The organism is Pseudomonas sp. NFR16 (genome assembly GCF_900108875.1).
In the GTDB taxonomy this organism is placed as follows: Bacteria; Pseudomonadota; Gammaproteobacteria; order Pseudomonadales; family Pseudomonadaceae; genus Aquipseudomonas.
Window position 1 is genome coordinate 100,794 of sequence record NZ_FNYJ01000004.1, and the last position, 13,485, is coordinate 114,278.

Below are 13,485 nucleotides of genomic sequence, written 5' to 3' on the forward strand. Positions count from 1 at the left end.
ATCACCCCTTCACGCTCTGCAACAGCGCCAACAGATCCTGCGGCGTGGCTTTCTTCTGCTCGGTGCCAAAACCGCGGTCAGGCATAAAGTCCGAGAACTTGGCCTTGCCGCCCATGGCGTTGTTGAAGACAGTGGCCAGCATGGCGAACCCCTCATCGAGACGGGTCCCCAGATTGAGCGGCCCGGTTTGTCGCCGGTACCGCATCCAGTTCACCGACTCGACGTAGGTCATTCTTTGCTTGGCTTCCGCGACCGTGGCCCCGAGGACGATTGCGAGCTCGTGCCAGAGCTCTTCCTCGGGTTCGATTTTTTTTCGAATGCGCCCTCCGGCACCCTGTTGACCTCGCTGATGGCGGCGAGCAGCACGATCGCCAACTCGGCACACAGCGCGCCATGACCGGCTTCAGGCCCGCCGACGACGTCATCAATGGTGAATACAGGCACGCCATCTTTGTCGGTGATGCACGACGCAATGCGTTGTGCGGCCAGATCGACGCCACGCTCCTGTGCGTCCCAACGCTGGGTCAGCGAAACGAACGATTCCTGAAGCACGTAAACCGTCGCCGTTTGAGCGCTCCCGTTCGCGTGCCAGGTGATTTCCTTTTTGACCGGAGGCGCGATGAACGCGCCCGCAGCCTTGAGTGATGCAATGCTGAGATCCATGGACCGTCCTTATTCGGCAGTTTCTTTCGCGATCAGCTCGATCTCGCCGGAGACCTGAATGCCGACATTGGACTTCACGACGTCACCGAGACCGAAGGTGAACGGGAACGCGTTCATGTAGCCTTCGAAGGTGAGCCAGGTGCGGGTGTTCGGTAGCTCGAAATCAGCACCTTCGTTCACCAGTGCGCGAGCGGAAGCGCCGGTGCCGTCGCCGCCGGTGAGCTGGATCGTCGGCGCGCTGGTGTAGCCGGAGCCCGGATTGGTGATGGTGAAACCGGTGACTTTGCCGTCGGCAATCTGCGCAGTGGCAGTAGCACCATTGCCACCGCCGCCGGTGATGGACACGGCCGGCGCCGTTGTGTAGTCCGCGCCTGCGGCATTCAGCACGATCGCCGCCAGCGCGCCCGCGGCGCCAACCAGCGGTGCAATGCCTTCTTCGGTGTCGAAGTTGTAACCGTCGGACCAGCCCACGACCCACTTGAGCTTGGTGCCTGCCTTCTTCAACTGGTGCAGGCGCAGATGCGCAGGGTTCTTCGGGTCGATGTTCAGGCCGAACGATGCGGAACCAGGTTCAGCAAGGCCCGCTTCGTACTCGCGCGCCCGGGATTTGGTGCACGTCACATCGACCTGGGCGATCGCGGTGTCGATACCGTCCAGCGAGGTGAAGCAGCCCACATCGATGATGGAGTTGTTGGCCGGGTCCAGCGCGAACAGCTCGGTGCCTTGGGTGTTGATGGTCAATTTGGTACTCCCCGATTTCCTGTGAAATCACTTATGAGCGGGCATAAAAAAACCCGCCGGAGCGGGTCGTTCTTTCAGGTTTTCCGGCTATGCGCTGACCAGCCAGGACACATCGAAACCTTTTCGGTAGTTCTTCGTCTCGGCATCGCGCGTGTCGACGCCGAAACCTGTGACATAGGCGTGGCGACCGATTGCTTTGCGCATCGCCGTCACTACGGCGTCTGCCGAGGTCGCGGTATCCGCGTAAACATCTATCTGCAGGCCGTATCGGTCGGTGTCGGGCTGACCGTTCACGTAATTGATCGGCGATCCGCTGACCACTTGCCAGACTGCGTAAGGCTTGCCCACGTTTTGCGGGGCATCACCGTGCGGATACAGGCGAATCGGACTATCTCCGAGCAGTGCGGTCACCGGCGGTGATGATTTGCAGACCGCCACGATAGGAGCCAGCATCAGTTCACCCCGAGCTTGATCAGTTGGTACTTGGCGGAGCTCAAGAATTCCCTGAACACGGCTTCGCGATTGTTGGCCAGCGCCGGCCGCAGGAAAGGTTTGGCGCGATTCTTCTCGGTGCCGAGCTCAACCCACCACCAATAAAATGTGTTGCCGCCGCCCTGCCCCCGGCTGCGCTTGCGCACACCGACAGACATCACCACCGCGCCGACTTCCACACCAATGGCCTTGCGCTCAACGATTGCGAGGTTTTTCGGGATGAAGTTGGAGGTTTCCGGATCGTCGATCCGCGCGGCGCGGTCCTTGGCGTCGGCGAGAACAAGATCCATGGCATCCTTGGCCGCCGGCGTCACGACCTTACGGCGCATTTCTTCAGCCAGGCCGCGGAACTTGGCGGAAAGGTCATCGGCGCCGGTCAGCTTGTATTCAACCCAGTCAGCCATCGTTCACGCCCTCGCTTGCCGGAAAGGTCAGGTACTCCTTGCCGGAGACGGGATCACGCAGCACGCCATGCAGGTTGTAGACCTTGCCGTCATGGCGAGCCCGCATCGTGGCGTCGAAGCCGTCCCGGTAGCGCGTCACGATCCTGCAGGTCACTTCCGACTGAGTCGACTGCGCGGCGATGAACTCCCGCACGCTCAGGTCCTTGATTGCCGCCCAGACCGTCGCGAACTCGACCCACTCAACCAGCGGCTCGTTGGAGTCGGGATCGTAAGTCGTGACCTTCTGCTCGAAGGTGACACGGTGCCGCAGATCTCCGGCTTTCATTAAACCCCCAGGTTGATGCGGAACGGCGCGAGCAACGAGCGCGACCCCATCGGCAGCTCGGTGCCTGTAGTCCCCAAGACCACATCCTCACGATTCGCATAGAGGTGACCAAGGATCAGCAGGCATGCCGCAGTGATCGACTTGTTAATGACCATGGGATCTTCGCCGGCCGAGCCGTCAAGCACGGCAGCGGCGAGGCTTTCAACATCGGGATAAAACGACCGATCAAGATAGATGGCAGCAGATTCTTCTGCCGCCTCCAGCTTCATCAGGACGTCATCACGGTCCGCTTCCTCTGCGCGGCAGTGCCTCATGGCCACCTCGATATCGATCACCGACATGTCATTCAGCCTTTGATTTCGAAGCGGACTTCTTGCCCTTGCCGCCCTCGACCTGGACGCTTACAGAATCACTGGTCAGGACGCCTACACCTGCTGCGTCCTCTTCACTCAGCGTCACCGCAGGGTCACCCTCCGACGAATCCGGCTCGGCATAACCTTTCTGAATCAGTTCGCGGCCATGCTGCTCAATGGTCTCGAACGGAGTGCCCTCGACCAGAGTTTGGCCGCCCAGATAAAGCGGCTTGAGAGTCTTCAGTTTCATGATTGGCTCCAGTAGGCCGCCGCACGGGCGGCCCGATCAGATTACGGAGTGGTCGGAGCGGTGAATGCACCGTAGATGAACGCTTCCGGACGCTTGACCGCGAGGGCGGCACGCTCTTCGCAACGAACCGAGATCAGGTTCTTCTCGAAGTCGTCGGCGTTCTCGGTGGAGATCACCACGTTGGCGTCTTCACGATCGAACAGCTGTGCGCCGGTCTGGAAAGCGCCGGTCAGGAACTTGCCCTCGAAGCCGACTGCTTCGGTGGCGACCACTGGCAGGCCCCAGAGCACTGGACCGGCCAGGCCGAGCGGGTTGGCTAGGATGTAGCGGCCGAGGGTGTCTTTGGTCAGCTCGATCTTCGCCCAGTCGATGAAGTGCAGGACATGACCGCTCGCTGGCAGACGCGCCAGTTGCGCTTGCAGCATTGCCAGACGCAGATCGTCGATGCCGGACTGATTCTCGACTTCGAACGCCGGATCGAATGCGGAAGCTTGGGGCACGATGCCGTGCAGATGCACACCGGTGCCGTCGCCGAACAGGATCTCCTGCTCTTCGGCATATTTCAGGCCGTAGCGCATCTCGGTGTCGATGGTCGATTGCAGCTGCGCGAAGTCGTCCAGGATCTGTTTCGACGCTTTGAACATGTGAGCGATGGTGGACACCGCTGTCAGCTTCGACGCGAAGCTGATGTTCGAGTAGGGCTTGGCAGTGCCCTCGGCCACGACTTTCGCAGCGTTGACGAAACCGGTTTGCTGGACCCAGAAGATCGCCGGTGAGGTCGTGCGGCCCGGCGCAATCAAGTCACGAATGAAGAGGCGCTGCTTGGGCGCAACGTCGATGCCGGGCAGACGCTGCGGCTCGACCACGCCCTGAGCCACGTCAGTGGACAGCAATGCAGCGCTGACCGGAATGTTGACGCGCTTGCCGCCCTCGATGCTGGCTGCAAACTGTTTCAGCGCTTCGCTTTTGATGACAACGCCACCCAGGCTGTCACGGATCTGCGGAGCACTTGCCGATGGCAAGCGGGCGAATTCCTGCTCGACTTCGCCCAGCTTGGCTTTCAGCTGTTTTTCGGCTTCGGTCAGCGAGTTGAATTTCAGCGCCAGTTCATCGACGGCGGCTTTGGTTTCGGTGGACAGGGCGCCAGCCTTTTTGGCTTCGTCCAGTGCGTTCTCGGCTTTCTTGCTGAAATCGCTGGAGGCTTTCGCGAGTTCTGCAGAAACATCCTTCAGCAACTCGGCGGTGGTCTTGTCAGTCATTTCAATTTCCTTTAACGGTTCGCAGCTGCCGAGAAGCGCGCCAGAGCGGCCTGCAGATCGGCAATGGGTTGGGCCAATTCGGCCGGGGTGTCGGCAGCGTTTTGCGTACCGTCGAGGGCAGCGCCGGGCGTGCCCTTGAGTTCTTGAATGAGGTTGCGGCGCTCAGACCGCGGCATGCCCTGCTTGGCCAGGATCGTGTCCAGCCTGCGGGCAGCCACTTGTTGAGGAGCTAGGGCGTTCGCGTCTTCCTGTATCGCATCGGACGGAAGCAAGCCGTCAGCGAACCCTGCATCGACGGCGGCGCTGCCGCCCATCCACGTCTCAACGTCCATCAGGCCGCGCATCGACTGTGCCTCGTCGCCGGTTCGGATGGAGTAGATATCGGCCAGGGTGCCGTCGATTTGGTCGAGGAATTGCGCAACTTCCATGAAATCGTTGCGATCTCCGCCAGCGATGGTCCAGGCGTTGTGGATCATCATGAAACCGGCCCGGGCAATCTGAATCTCGTCTGCAGCCATAGCGATGAACGACGCGGCAGACGCCGCAAGCCCCAGCACCTGCACAGTTACCTTGCCTTTGTGCTCGCGGAGCAGGTTGTAAATGGCCAGGCCTTCGAAGACGTCGCCGCCGGGGCTGTTGATCTTCACCGTCACATCTTTGTCGCCGATGTTGCGCAGCGCAGCGCTGACCCGCTTGGCCGTCACGCCCTCACCTGTCCACCAGTCCATGCCGATCGGGTCGTACATGGTGATGGTCGCCGCATCGTCGCCCGCTGCCGCTTTGATTGCCGGGTTCCAGCGTTCCATGGCCTTGGGCAGCAGGTCAGACTCGACGCGCGCATGCGGGCGTACCGCCGGCGCCGCCGGAAGGTTCTTTATCGTCATGATTACTCCGCTGGCTCTGTGACTTTGAGCCGAGTTACCGAAAGAAGGGCGTGAGCCATGGCCGGCGCGTCAGGATCGCCGCCGTCCAGCGCCATGCAGATGTCCTGCAGCAGCTGCCGTGTTGCCTGGGTGTCGCCGTCCTTGTGCGCCGTGAGCGCCTTGGACATGAACCGGTTGAACCTGGCGGAGACGTCGTCGGTTTGTCCCAAGCTCTCCAGAGAAACCATGGCCGACTGGACCGTATAGGTGTCGCCTCCCGGAATCGGCGGCAGATTTTCCAGCCGGCGCACCTCATTGCGGCTCATCCAGCCATTCATCAGCGCCGTGTTGTACCAGGCACCGCGGCCTGCGCTGTCAGCGCGAAGCAAGCCTTCAACCGAGAACTCCGCGAAGAATTCATCAGCATCCGCCTCGCCGATCAGACAGCGGGTGATTTCCTGCTCGATGTTCACCAGCAACGGCCGAAGGCTGTTGGTGAGGAAGTGCAAGTTCTGTGCTTCCACGCTGGCGGCCCAGCTCGACTGCTTGTCCATGTGCCCGACCATGAATGGCGGCACACGAAACCAGCGGCAGATTTCCTCAACGTTGAACGCCCGGGTTTCCAGCATCTGCGCTGCTTCCGGGTTCATGGTGATGCCCTGATATTTCAGGCCCGCCTCGAGCACCATGGTTTTGCCGGCGTTTTTGGAGCTGCTGAACGCTGCCAGCGCCTTTTTCAACTGCTCGCGCTGCTTCGGTGTGAGTGTGCCAGCGCCTTGTGCCGCACCACCTTCCACTGTGAGGAAGCCAGACGCTTGAAGACCGTTGGCAAAAACCTTGGCGGCGGCCTCCTCCGCCGAAAGGGCGGCACCAATCACGTCACGGCCCGTCGTCACCGGCAGCATTCCGCAGACGCCATCCAGGCCGAAGCCACGGATGTGCATCAGATTCTTCTCAGGAATATCGCGCTCAACGCCGTTCTCGGTGTAGGTGTACTTCAGCCGCCCATTGGTTTGACGCTTGACCGTCATGCACTGAGGCAAGAGCGGGTCGAGCGCAACGATTCGACTGCCGACGAACTTCTTCTCCACGAAGGCGTTGCCACGCATGCAAATGCTGGCAACCACCATCAGCATGAATCGCTGCGGGGTCATCTCCGCGTTGGGTGACCTGCACAACACCCGGAACAATGGGTGGTCCTTTGCCGACTCTCGTGACCCGTCGGGCAGGCGGCGGTAAAGCTTGAGCGGCAGCGTCGAAACCGACTCGGAAAGCAAGCGCACGCATGCCCAGACCGTCGAGAGCCGGATCGATCCGTCGACGGTGACGTTCTTTCCACTAGTAGAACTGCCAAACCACTCCTGCCAGAACGCTTCGCTCGTCAAGCCGACAGGAACGCCCAGCCAGCTCTGCAGCGCGGAGCGAATCCGCCCCGATTTTTTATCGCTCGCCATCAGAGCCCTGCCATTATCGGATCATCGAAGAAATCGTCGACGTTGCCGCGCGCCACTGGGTTGCGCGACATCAGCTCGACTGCGTTGAACAGCGCCATCAGGGGGTCAATCTTTGCGGTGCCAGAAGCCTGCTTGGTAATCAGAATCGCGTTCCCCGCTGGTACTACCTTCGCGTTGCCACAACACCAGGCCATCAGCGGCTGACCACCGTGGACTAGGCCTCCTTCGGCCAGCTTGCGCTCTGTAGTTTTTATCGCGCCACACAGCCGCCAGCCTTGCGAGATGCCAATGACCAGCTCTTTCGGGATGCCCAGGGAGATCAACGCATCGAGTATCGCGCCCACGCCTGCCGGGTCCACGCCTATCATGTCCAACAGACCGGATTCGTAAATTTCAAGCACCAGCTCGGCCACTTCGTCTACGTCCTGACCGATGCGGTCGACGAGGATAAGGTCGCCGTCTTTCGCGAAATCATGGAACCGCGGCGCCTCGCTTTTTCGCCGATCGAGCACCGATGGGTGGGCCCATGCTCGCGTCCAGGCAATCCACTCGCGTGTTATGGCATCACGACCAACAGCCGCGAGACCCAACAAGTCGTCAAGTCCGCCGCCGTCAATGCCGACATCGATTACCTCGGCGCGCTTGATCAGTTGCCTTAGGGTGACCTTCTTGGCTTTGCCCTGCCGCTCCCAAAAATCGGTACCAGGCCAGCGATTGGCGCGTAGGTTCATGCCGATCTGAATGTTCAGGTGCTTGGCGAGGAATTTTTGCCGACTGCCAGGCTCCTTCTGGCTCTCCTTGATCATCTGATCTTCAAGCCATTCGGCGCTGACAGACCGCCCCATGTTGGGGTTTGTCACGTAGTAGTTGTGAGGCTGCAGGTACTCCTCAGAATCAATCATCGACTGGGGAAACTCGTACAGAACGCCCAGCGACTTTTTGTCCTTGACCTTGCCGTCGCGCACGTCGCGGTAGTAATCCAGTTTTTCCTTGAATACTCCCGCCGGCGGCTCGTCGCTCTGGGTAGAGAGGAAAATCACGAATCCTTCGTCGCGGGAGATAAGCCCGCCAGTGGCTTCCATCAGCATTGCGTCGGCATTGGGCCGCTTGCCGAACACCCAGAGCTCGTCGATCAAGATCTTGCCGGACTTCTTACCTGACACCGTATCGGAGTCAGCGGCGACCACCTTCAATGAAGCTTTCGTGTTCAGATGCGTAATGGTGCGCAGGTGATCCTGCACATTCATCATTTCATCGAGGACCGGATCAGCGCGCACCATTGCGGCGGCGGGCTTGAAACTATTCTGTGCGACCTCGATCGTCGGGGCCAGGATCAGGAGCTCTTCGTTCTCGCGCCAGTTGCGCACCAGGGCGGTTACCATGATTCCGGCAGCGATGGTGGATTTCGAATTCTTCTTGCTGATGAGCAGGAAGAACTCGCGGATCTTCTGCTGACCAGTCTCGGCGTCGTAGGCGCCGAACACTGCGGACACAAAATCGAATACCCACTGCTCGCAGCACTCGCCGAATGTGGGCTGACCAGGGACGTCCACCACTTTCAACGACTTGAATAGGTCGAGGGCCTCCTCAGCTTCGCTCCGGAACAGCGGTGGAAATGGAATCAACGACTGCCGCGAGAGAATGCGGCGCTCCCAGTCAGGGCACGCTGTTGACCACTCCATTATCTGACCACCTTGAGAGGCGGTTTGCCGGTGCCATATCGCCCGGTCGCCGCAGTTTTCGCCGCATCGACCTTGGCCTCTTTCTTCCCGGTTTCGCCTTTGCGCTGGTGAACGAACGGCATGAGTGCCTTGGCGGCATCGATCCGCAGTTTGGGATCGGTCTCCGGGTCGTTCATGGCCGCCAGCAAGTAAGCCTTCGGATCGGAATAATGCAGCGCCTTGCTCAGATCGAACGACCCGCTGACATAGTCCTCATCCGGCTCAGCCGCGGTCTCATGGTCTTGCTCAGGCGTTGGTTCAGCCTTTGGCGCTTTAACAGAACCTTTAACAACTGGCTTAACAGGATGCAGGGCGTTGAGCTTGTGCAATTCGGCCACTACATCCGGGTCCTTCGCCATGCGAGAGCCCGCTGCAGACGCCGACTTTTCTGAATATCCGGCTGCAATGGCTGCGTCTTTATTGGACGCACCTCTCCTCAGCGCGTCAATAAATAGGCGCTTTTTGGATGTTAAAGCCATTAACAAAACCGTATGGGAGGAAAAAAACTCTGAATGGGATCGGGCGCGGTCTGGAGTACAAAAGGCCCAGACTTTCAGGACACCCCTACCCATAGACTTTGTCTAATGCACCAAAGAAGTGCATTCAAATGAGAATCCATCTCGTTTCCGACGAATGGTCAAGACCCGCGCCTTTCCGCATTCTCCTCTCGCTGCTTGACGGAGGAGTGGCACGAAGCGCAAAGAGACATCCAGTTCGCCTTGTCCCAGAAGACCTTCATATCGCCTCGGTGGGCCACGACATGGTCAACCACAGTGGCTGCAGACACTCGCCCTTCACGGTCGCAGTAAGCGCACAGGGGATGCGCGCGCAACCATCCTTCCCGCGCCTTCTGCCACTTGTAACCGTAACCACGCTGGTGGGCGGTGGTCTTCGTTGCTCGCCAAGAGTCGGAAGCGATCACCGTCAGGCGATCACAGTGGGTCTGCAGTCTGCTTCCCAGCGTCTTGAGCCTTGGCATCCGGTTCGACCTTGCGTGAGGGGTTGATTAATAAACCTGCTCGGTCAGCTGCAATGGCGAACCACTTCGCTGCCCTGGCTCGGCGTGCTGCACATCCTGAACAGGACATGATCATTCCTCAGCTTATATGCGCCCGCAGGGCTGGAAGGCACATCATTCCGGGGCTCACAACGGCTGGCCCTTACAGCCGCCATTGACGTACGCTGTTCGCCTTCGCTGACAGACAGAAAGGAGTCAACTTGATTACTGATCTCGAATTAACTCCGCTACCACTCCGGTCCGGTTCAGTGATGCTGGTCGAAGATGACCCTGCACAGTTGGACGTTATGGTTGAGTTGGTAACGGATCTCGGATTCAGGCCGCTGGTTTTTGCTAATGCAGATGACGCGTGGAGGTTCATGCAGGAAGGCCGCGATGTGATTAGGCTGCTATGGACGGACTTCCGTACGCCGGGTGAGATAACCGGCGGGGACTTGGCCGCCAAAGCGATGTCAATGATTCCCGGCCTTCCTATCATTGTTACCTCGGGAGTATTCGGCACGGCATATAAACTGAGATCAGGAATCACATACGTTTCCAAACCCTGGTCGGTCGAAGTCCTGGCAAAATTGATCCTGCGCCTTACAGCTTCTTGAGGCGCGCCACGAAACGGACGCGTCAAAAAACGTGGCGGCTACTCTGCGTCATCACCTTCAACGCGCAGAGAATCCCCATCGACGGTGAACACGACGGTAAGTCGGACCACATCGCCAGCGTTGCTTGCCATGTTGGTGCTTACCTGACATGGCAGAATCTCCCCTGAGTCGGTGTGTAGCGCGAACGGAGAATGCTGGTGCATCTTCCCTGGCACATACTTCCGTGACCCATCGCTCAGGCCGGTCACTTCAACCTGTTCTGCTACTCGCTTGAGTATCAGTTTCATTGTTTTCTCACTTCGATTTGCTCCGCTGGATCTGGGCGTCGACCTGATCGGCGCAGGTATCGAGTAGGTTCACTGCCCGATCCTTCAATGCCCAGAGATCACCATTCAAAACGACGTCTTCGTCGCTCTCGCTGATTCGCTCGCACGGAACCAGCTCAGGGGGTTCGAGCCTTACCGTTGTTGTCTTTACCGGTGCTGGGTGGCTTGCCGCGCAGGCCGTCAGGCAAAGGCTGATCAGCCCACTTGCGAACAGCCGGGCTCTCGCGCTTGAGTTTTTCAAAGTCCTTCCTCGCCTGCAGGGCTTTCTGTTCACTGGCCCTCAGCCGCTTGGCAAGGTCCGCTTGATAGTCTGCGTTCCGTTTGGCTTCGGCGCGTAGGGTGGTGATCGTGGCTTGGCTCTCGGCGTTGGCCGCGACGGCGTCGGCTTTAGCTTTGGTCTCGATCGCCACCTCGCCGCGCAGTGCGATGACGCGGTATTGCTGGATGCCCACCAGGAGTACGCCCACCAGCGCGATGATGAATGCAGCTGCAATCGCTTTCATGCTGAGTCCGCCTTGCGTCCGAGGAACCTGATGATCAGTTCCCGGATCGCCGTCACCCCGATAAATCCAATTGCCCCACCGGCACCAACGGAGAGGCTGGACGGCCACGCCATCCATTCAATGACGCTGCTGGCCGACAGGCTCAGACCACCACACATAAGAGCCTCAAGCAGAACGCGCCACTTGTTAGCCTCCTTGCCCTCATAGAGCACTCGAAGCATCGAGATGGTTGCGGCCATGATTGCCCCCTGCCAGAGCGGCGTGGAGAGGATCAGCCAGACGTGCGCCCAGAAGTCAGGTGTTTTTTCTGGCATGTTCGTCGACATCCGACAGACCACCCTTTCGGGATCGGAAAATGAAAAATCCGCACTCGGCGGGGATGGGTTCGGCGTTTCAAATTAACGTCTGCGGAGCAGGCCCTGGGTCCACAAAAGGCGACTCACGAGGAGATCGTTGCTGCTTTGGGCATCGCTCCGGATCTGTTGGCCATCTAATCCATCAGGGCAACGCTCGATAGCCAAGCCTCCTCGGTCGTACGGTGCGTCAATGCATTGCCGTGCGAGGCATAGCGATGCCCAATTCTATGAAACGCAGGTGAATTTTTGCCACGTCAGACAATCAGTCATCGGTAGTGATTAAAAATCAAGGAGCTTCTGACATGGCGCAGGAACATCATTACCGCATTGACTACCTGCTCGACGGCGCTTACAAATCGTTCTACATCCGGGCAGCGAGGATGGACAACGCCGAAGCGTGGCACTGGGCTACGGTTGATGCCGGATTCGGCGAACTACCTAAATATCGAAGTGACCCAGTTATCAAGCTTAGCAAGCCGAAGGCAGAACGCCTCGGCGTCACCAGCGTGGAGTGGTCTCCAGCTTGAGCGTTGAGAGTGACGTGCAGAATGATGGAAATTGGCTCTTAGATTTGCGGCCTATCCTTCCGCCGAACACATATGAAATCCACTACATGCATTGTGGGCTCAAATGCGTGATGCTCCATGACGCTTATTCAATGAGCGAACTGGAGGCTTGGATCATTGCGGTCAGGAACGCAGGCGTTCCGGAAAGCTCACTCCCCAGCCGGCCATTCCTAAGCTTATTGTGGACCGTTGCTGAAAGCCAAGGCGTCTCTAAAGTGCGTTGGAATCTATGCCCGCGTACGATCCAACAACAACGATAAATAAGTGAAGGTCTCTCCCTTCCGTCCGTGCAAGCCGCCCAGAGCATCAGAGGTATCAGGCGCTTCAACTGCCGGTGTTCTTCCCGTCCGCGTGACGACCGGCTATACCGCGTTCAGGCCCTGCCCGTAGGCCCACCCTGACTATGGCGACGCAAAATAATCACATAAAAAGGCTTGACCATTAGGCCCAATGGGCCTAACATACAACACATGGGAAGCGCATACCGCCCGGCCCGACAACCCCAAGGGGAAGCACATGAGCAACGCAATGACCACCGCCGAACTCGAAAAGATTCACTCCGAGATCGCGAAGCTGATGGCAGAGACCAGCAAGCTGAACGCGGAAACCACCAAGCTGCGCGCCGAGTCGGGCAAGCTCAGCCGAGAGATGTTCTGGTACCCAGTGGCCATCGCATCTGGCCTAGTAGGTGCGGTAGCAGCAGCCACCTTGGCACTGACCAGATACTTCTCCTGATCCACAAGCCCCGCGAAAGCGGGGTTTCTCGTAAGGCCGATATGAAAATCATCAAACACTACACGCCGCCCTCCACTTCCGATCTGGAAGCGTTGAAGGGCAAACTGAGCAAGACGGGCAATGAAATGGCCGCTATAGCCGGGCTTTCCGATGGTCGCCAATGGCGCAAATACACCGGTGGGGCCAGTCCTCGCGAACTGAGCGCGCAAATGCTGTTTTTCATTGCGGCCAGGTTGTCATTGCCAGAGGACCAACTCGACGCGATCTACCAGCAAATGCGCGAATTAGGTGCAGAAATTGAATTTGAGCCGGGCAATGACTGACACCAACAAAAAAGCCCGTCGCAATGGCCGGGCTTCTGGTGTTCGTCACACCGTCGGATTTCTACTGTTACGGACCAACAGGTAAATCAATCCAACTGGGGCCACGAAAATCGCGAACGCCCAGCACATCGCAATCGTGAAGTACTTCGCTATGAGGAAAGCTACTGCGTTGAAGTAGAACTGGTTATTGCCGACGATGTAACCCACCACGCTCTCGTAAACGAACCTTGCGTATGGATACAGCACGGTGTTTATCAGGGCAAAGACGATGAGTCCGTAATTCGCCTTATGGTTGCCACTGAGCGACAGACTGATGAGCAATGCCGCGATAACGGCGCCGAATATAAAGTGCCGCAGGTATACCGGCCCGCTCAATCCGCCGAACGATTTTGCAAACAACGAACGCATAAGAATCCCTTCTGGATGATGGTGAGATCGCCATCATATCGACATCAGGGCAAAGTCAAAAGACCGCCGTCAATAAAAAACCCCGACGCTTGGCCGGGGTCTCATTGTTAGGGGTGTCGCGCTGAATGC

At 58.6% G+C, this 13,485-nt stretch carries 22 protein-coding genes; 4 read left to right on the forward strand and 18 right to left on the reverse strand.

Annotation, left to right across the window (positions count from 1 at the left end):
• Window position 1: 1 nt before the first annotated feature.
• The 14 genes from BMZ10_RS16425 to BMZ10_RS16490 form a co-directional block, all read right to left on the reverse strand.
• Window positions 2-232 (reverse strand): phage tail assembly protein T, encoded by a 231-nt coding sequence (locus tag BMZ10_RS16425; RefSeq protein ID WP_093464414.1) that lies wholly within the window; start codon window positions 230-232, stop codon window positions 2-4.
• Window positions 229-663 carry a phage tail assembly chaperone family protein, TAC gene (locus BMZ10_RS16430; RefSeq protein ID WP_093464417.1) on the reverse strand — a complete coding sequence of 145 codons (435 nt, stop codon included), beginning with the start codon at window positions 661-663 and terminating at the stop codon, window positions 229-231. Before BMZ10_RS16430 ends, BMZ10_RS16425 begins: the two co-directional genes overlap by 4 nt.
• A 9-nt stretch (window positions 664-672) precedes the next feature.
• Complete coding sequence (locus tag BMZ10_RS27740; RefSeq protein ID WP_093464420.1) at window positions 673-1,404, reverse strand: phage tail tube protein; 732 nt, start codon at window positions 1,402-1,404, stop codon at window positions 673-675.
• Window positions 1,405-1,491: 87 nt separating this feature from the next.
• The gene (locus BMZ10_RS16440) at window positions 1,492-1,857 is read right to left on the reverse strand and encodes a DUF3168 domain-containing protein (RefSeq protein ID WP_093464423.1); all 366 of its coding nucleotides are present in this window, start codon (window positions 1,855-1,857) and stop codon (window positions 1,492-1,494) included.
• Complete coding sequence (locus BMZ10_RS16445) at window positions 1,857-2,300, reverse strand: HK97-gp10 family putative phage morphogenesis protein (RefSeq protein ID WP_093464427.1); 444 nt, start codon at window positions 2,298-2,300, stop codon at window positions 1,857-1,859. The genes BMZ10_RS16440 and BMZ10_RS16445 overlap by 1 nt, the downstream gene beginning before the upstream one ends.
• Window positions 2,293-2,625, reverse strand: coding sequence for a phage head closure protein (locus BMZ10_RS16450; RefSeq protein WP_093464430.1), 333 nt, complete (start codon window positions 2,623-2,625; stop codon window positions 2,293-2,295). Before BMZ10_RS16450 ends, BMZ10_RS16445 begins: the two co-directional genes overlap by 8 nt.
• Window positions 2,625-2,966, reverse strand: coding sequence for a head-tail connector protein (locus BMZ10_RS16455; protein WP_093464433.1), 342 nt, complete (start codon window positions 2,964-2,966; stop codon window positions 2,625-2,627). Before BMZ10_RS16455 ends, BMZ10_RS16450 begins: the two co-directional genes overlap by 1 nt.
• A 1-nt stretch (window position 2,967) precedes the next feature.
• Entirely contained in the window at window positions 2,968-3,228 is a 261-nt protein-coding gene (locus tag BMZ10_RS16460) for a DUF7210 family protein (protein WP_093464436.1), read from the reverse strand.
• Window positions 3,229-3,269: 41 nt separating this feature from the next.
• On the reverse strand, window positions 3,270-4,487 hold the full coding sequence (locus BMZ10_RS16465; RefSeq protein WP_093464442.1) for a phage major capsid protein: 1,218 nt from the start codon (window positions 4,485-4,487) through the stop codon (window positions 3,270-3,272).
• A gap of 11 nt (window positions 4,488-4,498) precedes the next feature.
• Complete coding sequence (locus BMZ10_RS16470; protein WP_093464445.1) at window positions 4,499-5,371, reverse strand: head maturation protease, ClpP-related; 873 nt, start codon at window positions 5,369-5,371, stop codon at window positions 4,499-4,501.
• Window positions 5,372-5,373: 2 nt separating this feature from the next.
• Window positions 5,374-6,804, reverse strand: a complete 1,431-nt coding sequence (locus tag BMZ10_RS16475; protein ID WP_093464448.1) for a phage portal protein — start codon at window positions 6,802-6,804, stop codon at window positions 5,374-5,376.
• Window positions 6,804-8,486 (reverse strand): terminase large subunit, encoded by a 1,683-nt coding sequence (locus BMZ10_RS16480; RefSeq protein ID WP_093464451.1) that lies wholly within the window; start codon window positions 8,484-8,486, stop codon window positions 6,804-6,806. The genes BMZ10_RS16475 and BMZ10_RS16480 overlap by 1 nt, the downstream gene beginning before the upstream one ends.
• Window positions 8,486-9,004: a terminase small subunit gene (locus BMZ10_RS16485; protein ID WP_093464454.1), complete on the reverse strand. Its 519-nt coding sequence runs from the start codon at window positions 9,002-9,004 to the stop codon at window positions 8,486-8,488. Before BMZ10_RS16485 ends, BMZ10_RS16480 begins: the two co-directional genes overlap by 1 nt.
• A gap of 158 nt (window positions 9,005-9,162) precedes the next feature.
• A complete protein-coding gene (locus BMZ10_RS16490; RefSeq protein ID WP_093464457.1) occupies window positions 9,163-9,504 on the reverse strand; it encodes an HNH endonuclease in 342 nt (113 codons plus the stop codon).
• A gap of 239 nt (window positions 9,505-9,743) precedes the next feature.
• Between BMZ10_RS16490 and BMZ10_RS16495 the strand changes: the two genes are divergently transcribed.
• On the forward strand, window positions 9,744-10,139 hold the full coding sequence (locus BMZ10_RS16495; protein ID WP_093464460.1) for a response regulator: 396 nt from the start codon (window positions 9,744-9,746) through the stop codon (window positions 10,137-10,139).
• Window positions 10,140-10,433: 294 nt separating this feature from the next.
• Here the strand turns inward: BMZ10_RS16495 and lysC are convergent, their stop codons facing one another.
• Genes lysC through BMZ10_RS16515 form a run of 3 tightly spaced genes read right to left on the reverse strand, consistent with a single transcriptional unit; the run spans window position 10,434 to window position 11,282 of the window.
• Window positions 10,434-10,679 (reverse strand): Rz1-like lysis system protein LysC, encoded by a 246-nt coding sequence (gene lysC / locus BMZ10_RS27840; RefSeq protein ID WP_256214526.1) that lies wholly within the window; start codon window positions 10,677-10,679, stop codon window positions 10,434-10,436.
• Complete coding sequence (locus BMZ10_RS16510; RefSeq protein WP_093464467.1) at window positions 10,582-10,968, reverse strand: hypothetical protein; 387 nt, start codon at window positions 10,966-10,968, stop codon at window positions 10,582-10,584. Before BMZ10_RS16510 ends, lysC begins: the two co-directional genes overlap by 98 nt.
• Complete coding sequence (locus BMZ10_RS16515; protein ID WP_093465574.1) at window positions 10,965-11,282, reverse strand: phage holin, lambda family; 318 nt, start codon at window positions 11,280-11,282, stop codon at window positions 10,965-10,967. The genes BMZ10_RS16510 and BMZ10_RS16515 overlap by 4 nt, the downstream gene beginning before the upstream one ends.
• 344 nt (window positions 11,283-11,626) lie before the next feature.
• Here BMZ10_RS16515 and BMZ10_RS16520 point away from each other — a divergent pair, with 344 nt between their 5' ends.
• The 3 genes from BMZ10_RS16520 (at window position 11,627) to BMZ10_RS16530 (ending at window position 12,948) form a co-directional block, all read left to right on the forward strand.
• A complete protein-coding gene (locus BMZ10_RS16520) occupies window positions 11,627-11,851 on the forward strand; it encodes a DUF6555 family protein (RefSeq protein WP_093464470.1) in 225 nt (74 codons plus the stop codon).
• 555 nt (window positions 11,852-12,406) lie between these two features.
• A complete protein-coding gene (locus BMZ10_RS16525; protein WP_371265981.1) occupies window positions 12,407-12,625 on the forward strand; it encodes a hypothetical protein in 219 nt (72 codons plus the stop codon).
• A gap of 41 nt (window positions 12,626-12,666) precedes the next feature.
• Window positions 12,667-12,948 carry a VOC family protein gene (locus BMZ10_RS16530; RefSeq protein ID WP_093464476.1) on the forward strand — a complete coding sequence of 94 codons (282 nt, stop codon included), beginning with the start codon at window positions 12,667-12,669 and terminating at the stop codon, window positions 12,946-12,948.
• A gap of 45 nt (window positions 12,949-12,993) precedes the next feature.
• Here the strand turns inward: BMZ10_RS16530 and BMZ10_RS16535 are convergent, their stop codons facing one another.
• On the reverse strand, window positions 12,994-13,356 hold the full coding sequence (locus BMZ10_RS16535) for a hypothetical protein (RefSeq protein ID WP_093464479.1): 363 nt from the start codon (window positions 13,354-13,356) through the stop codon (window positions 12,994-12,996).
• Between the last annotated feature and the right edge of the window lie 129 nt (window positions 13,357-13,485).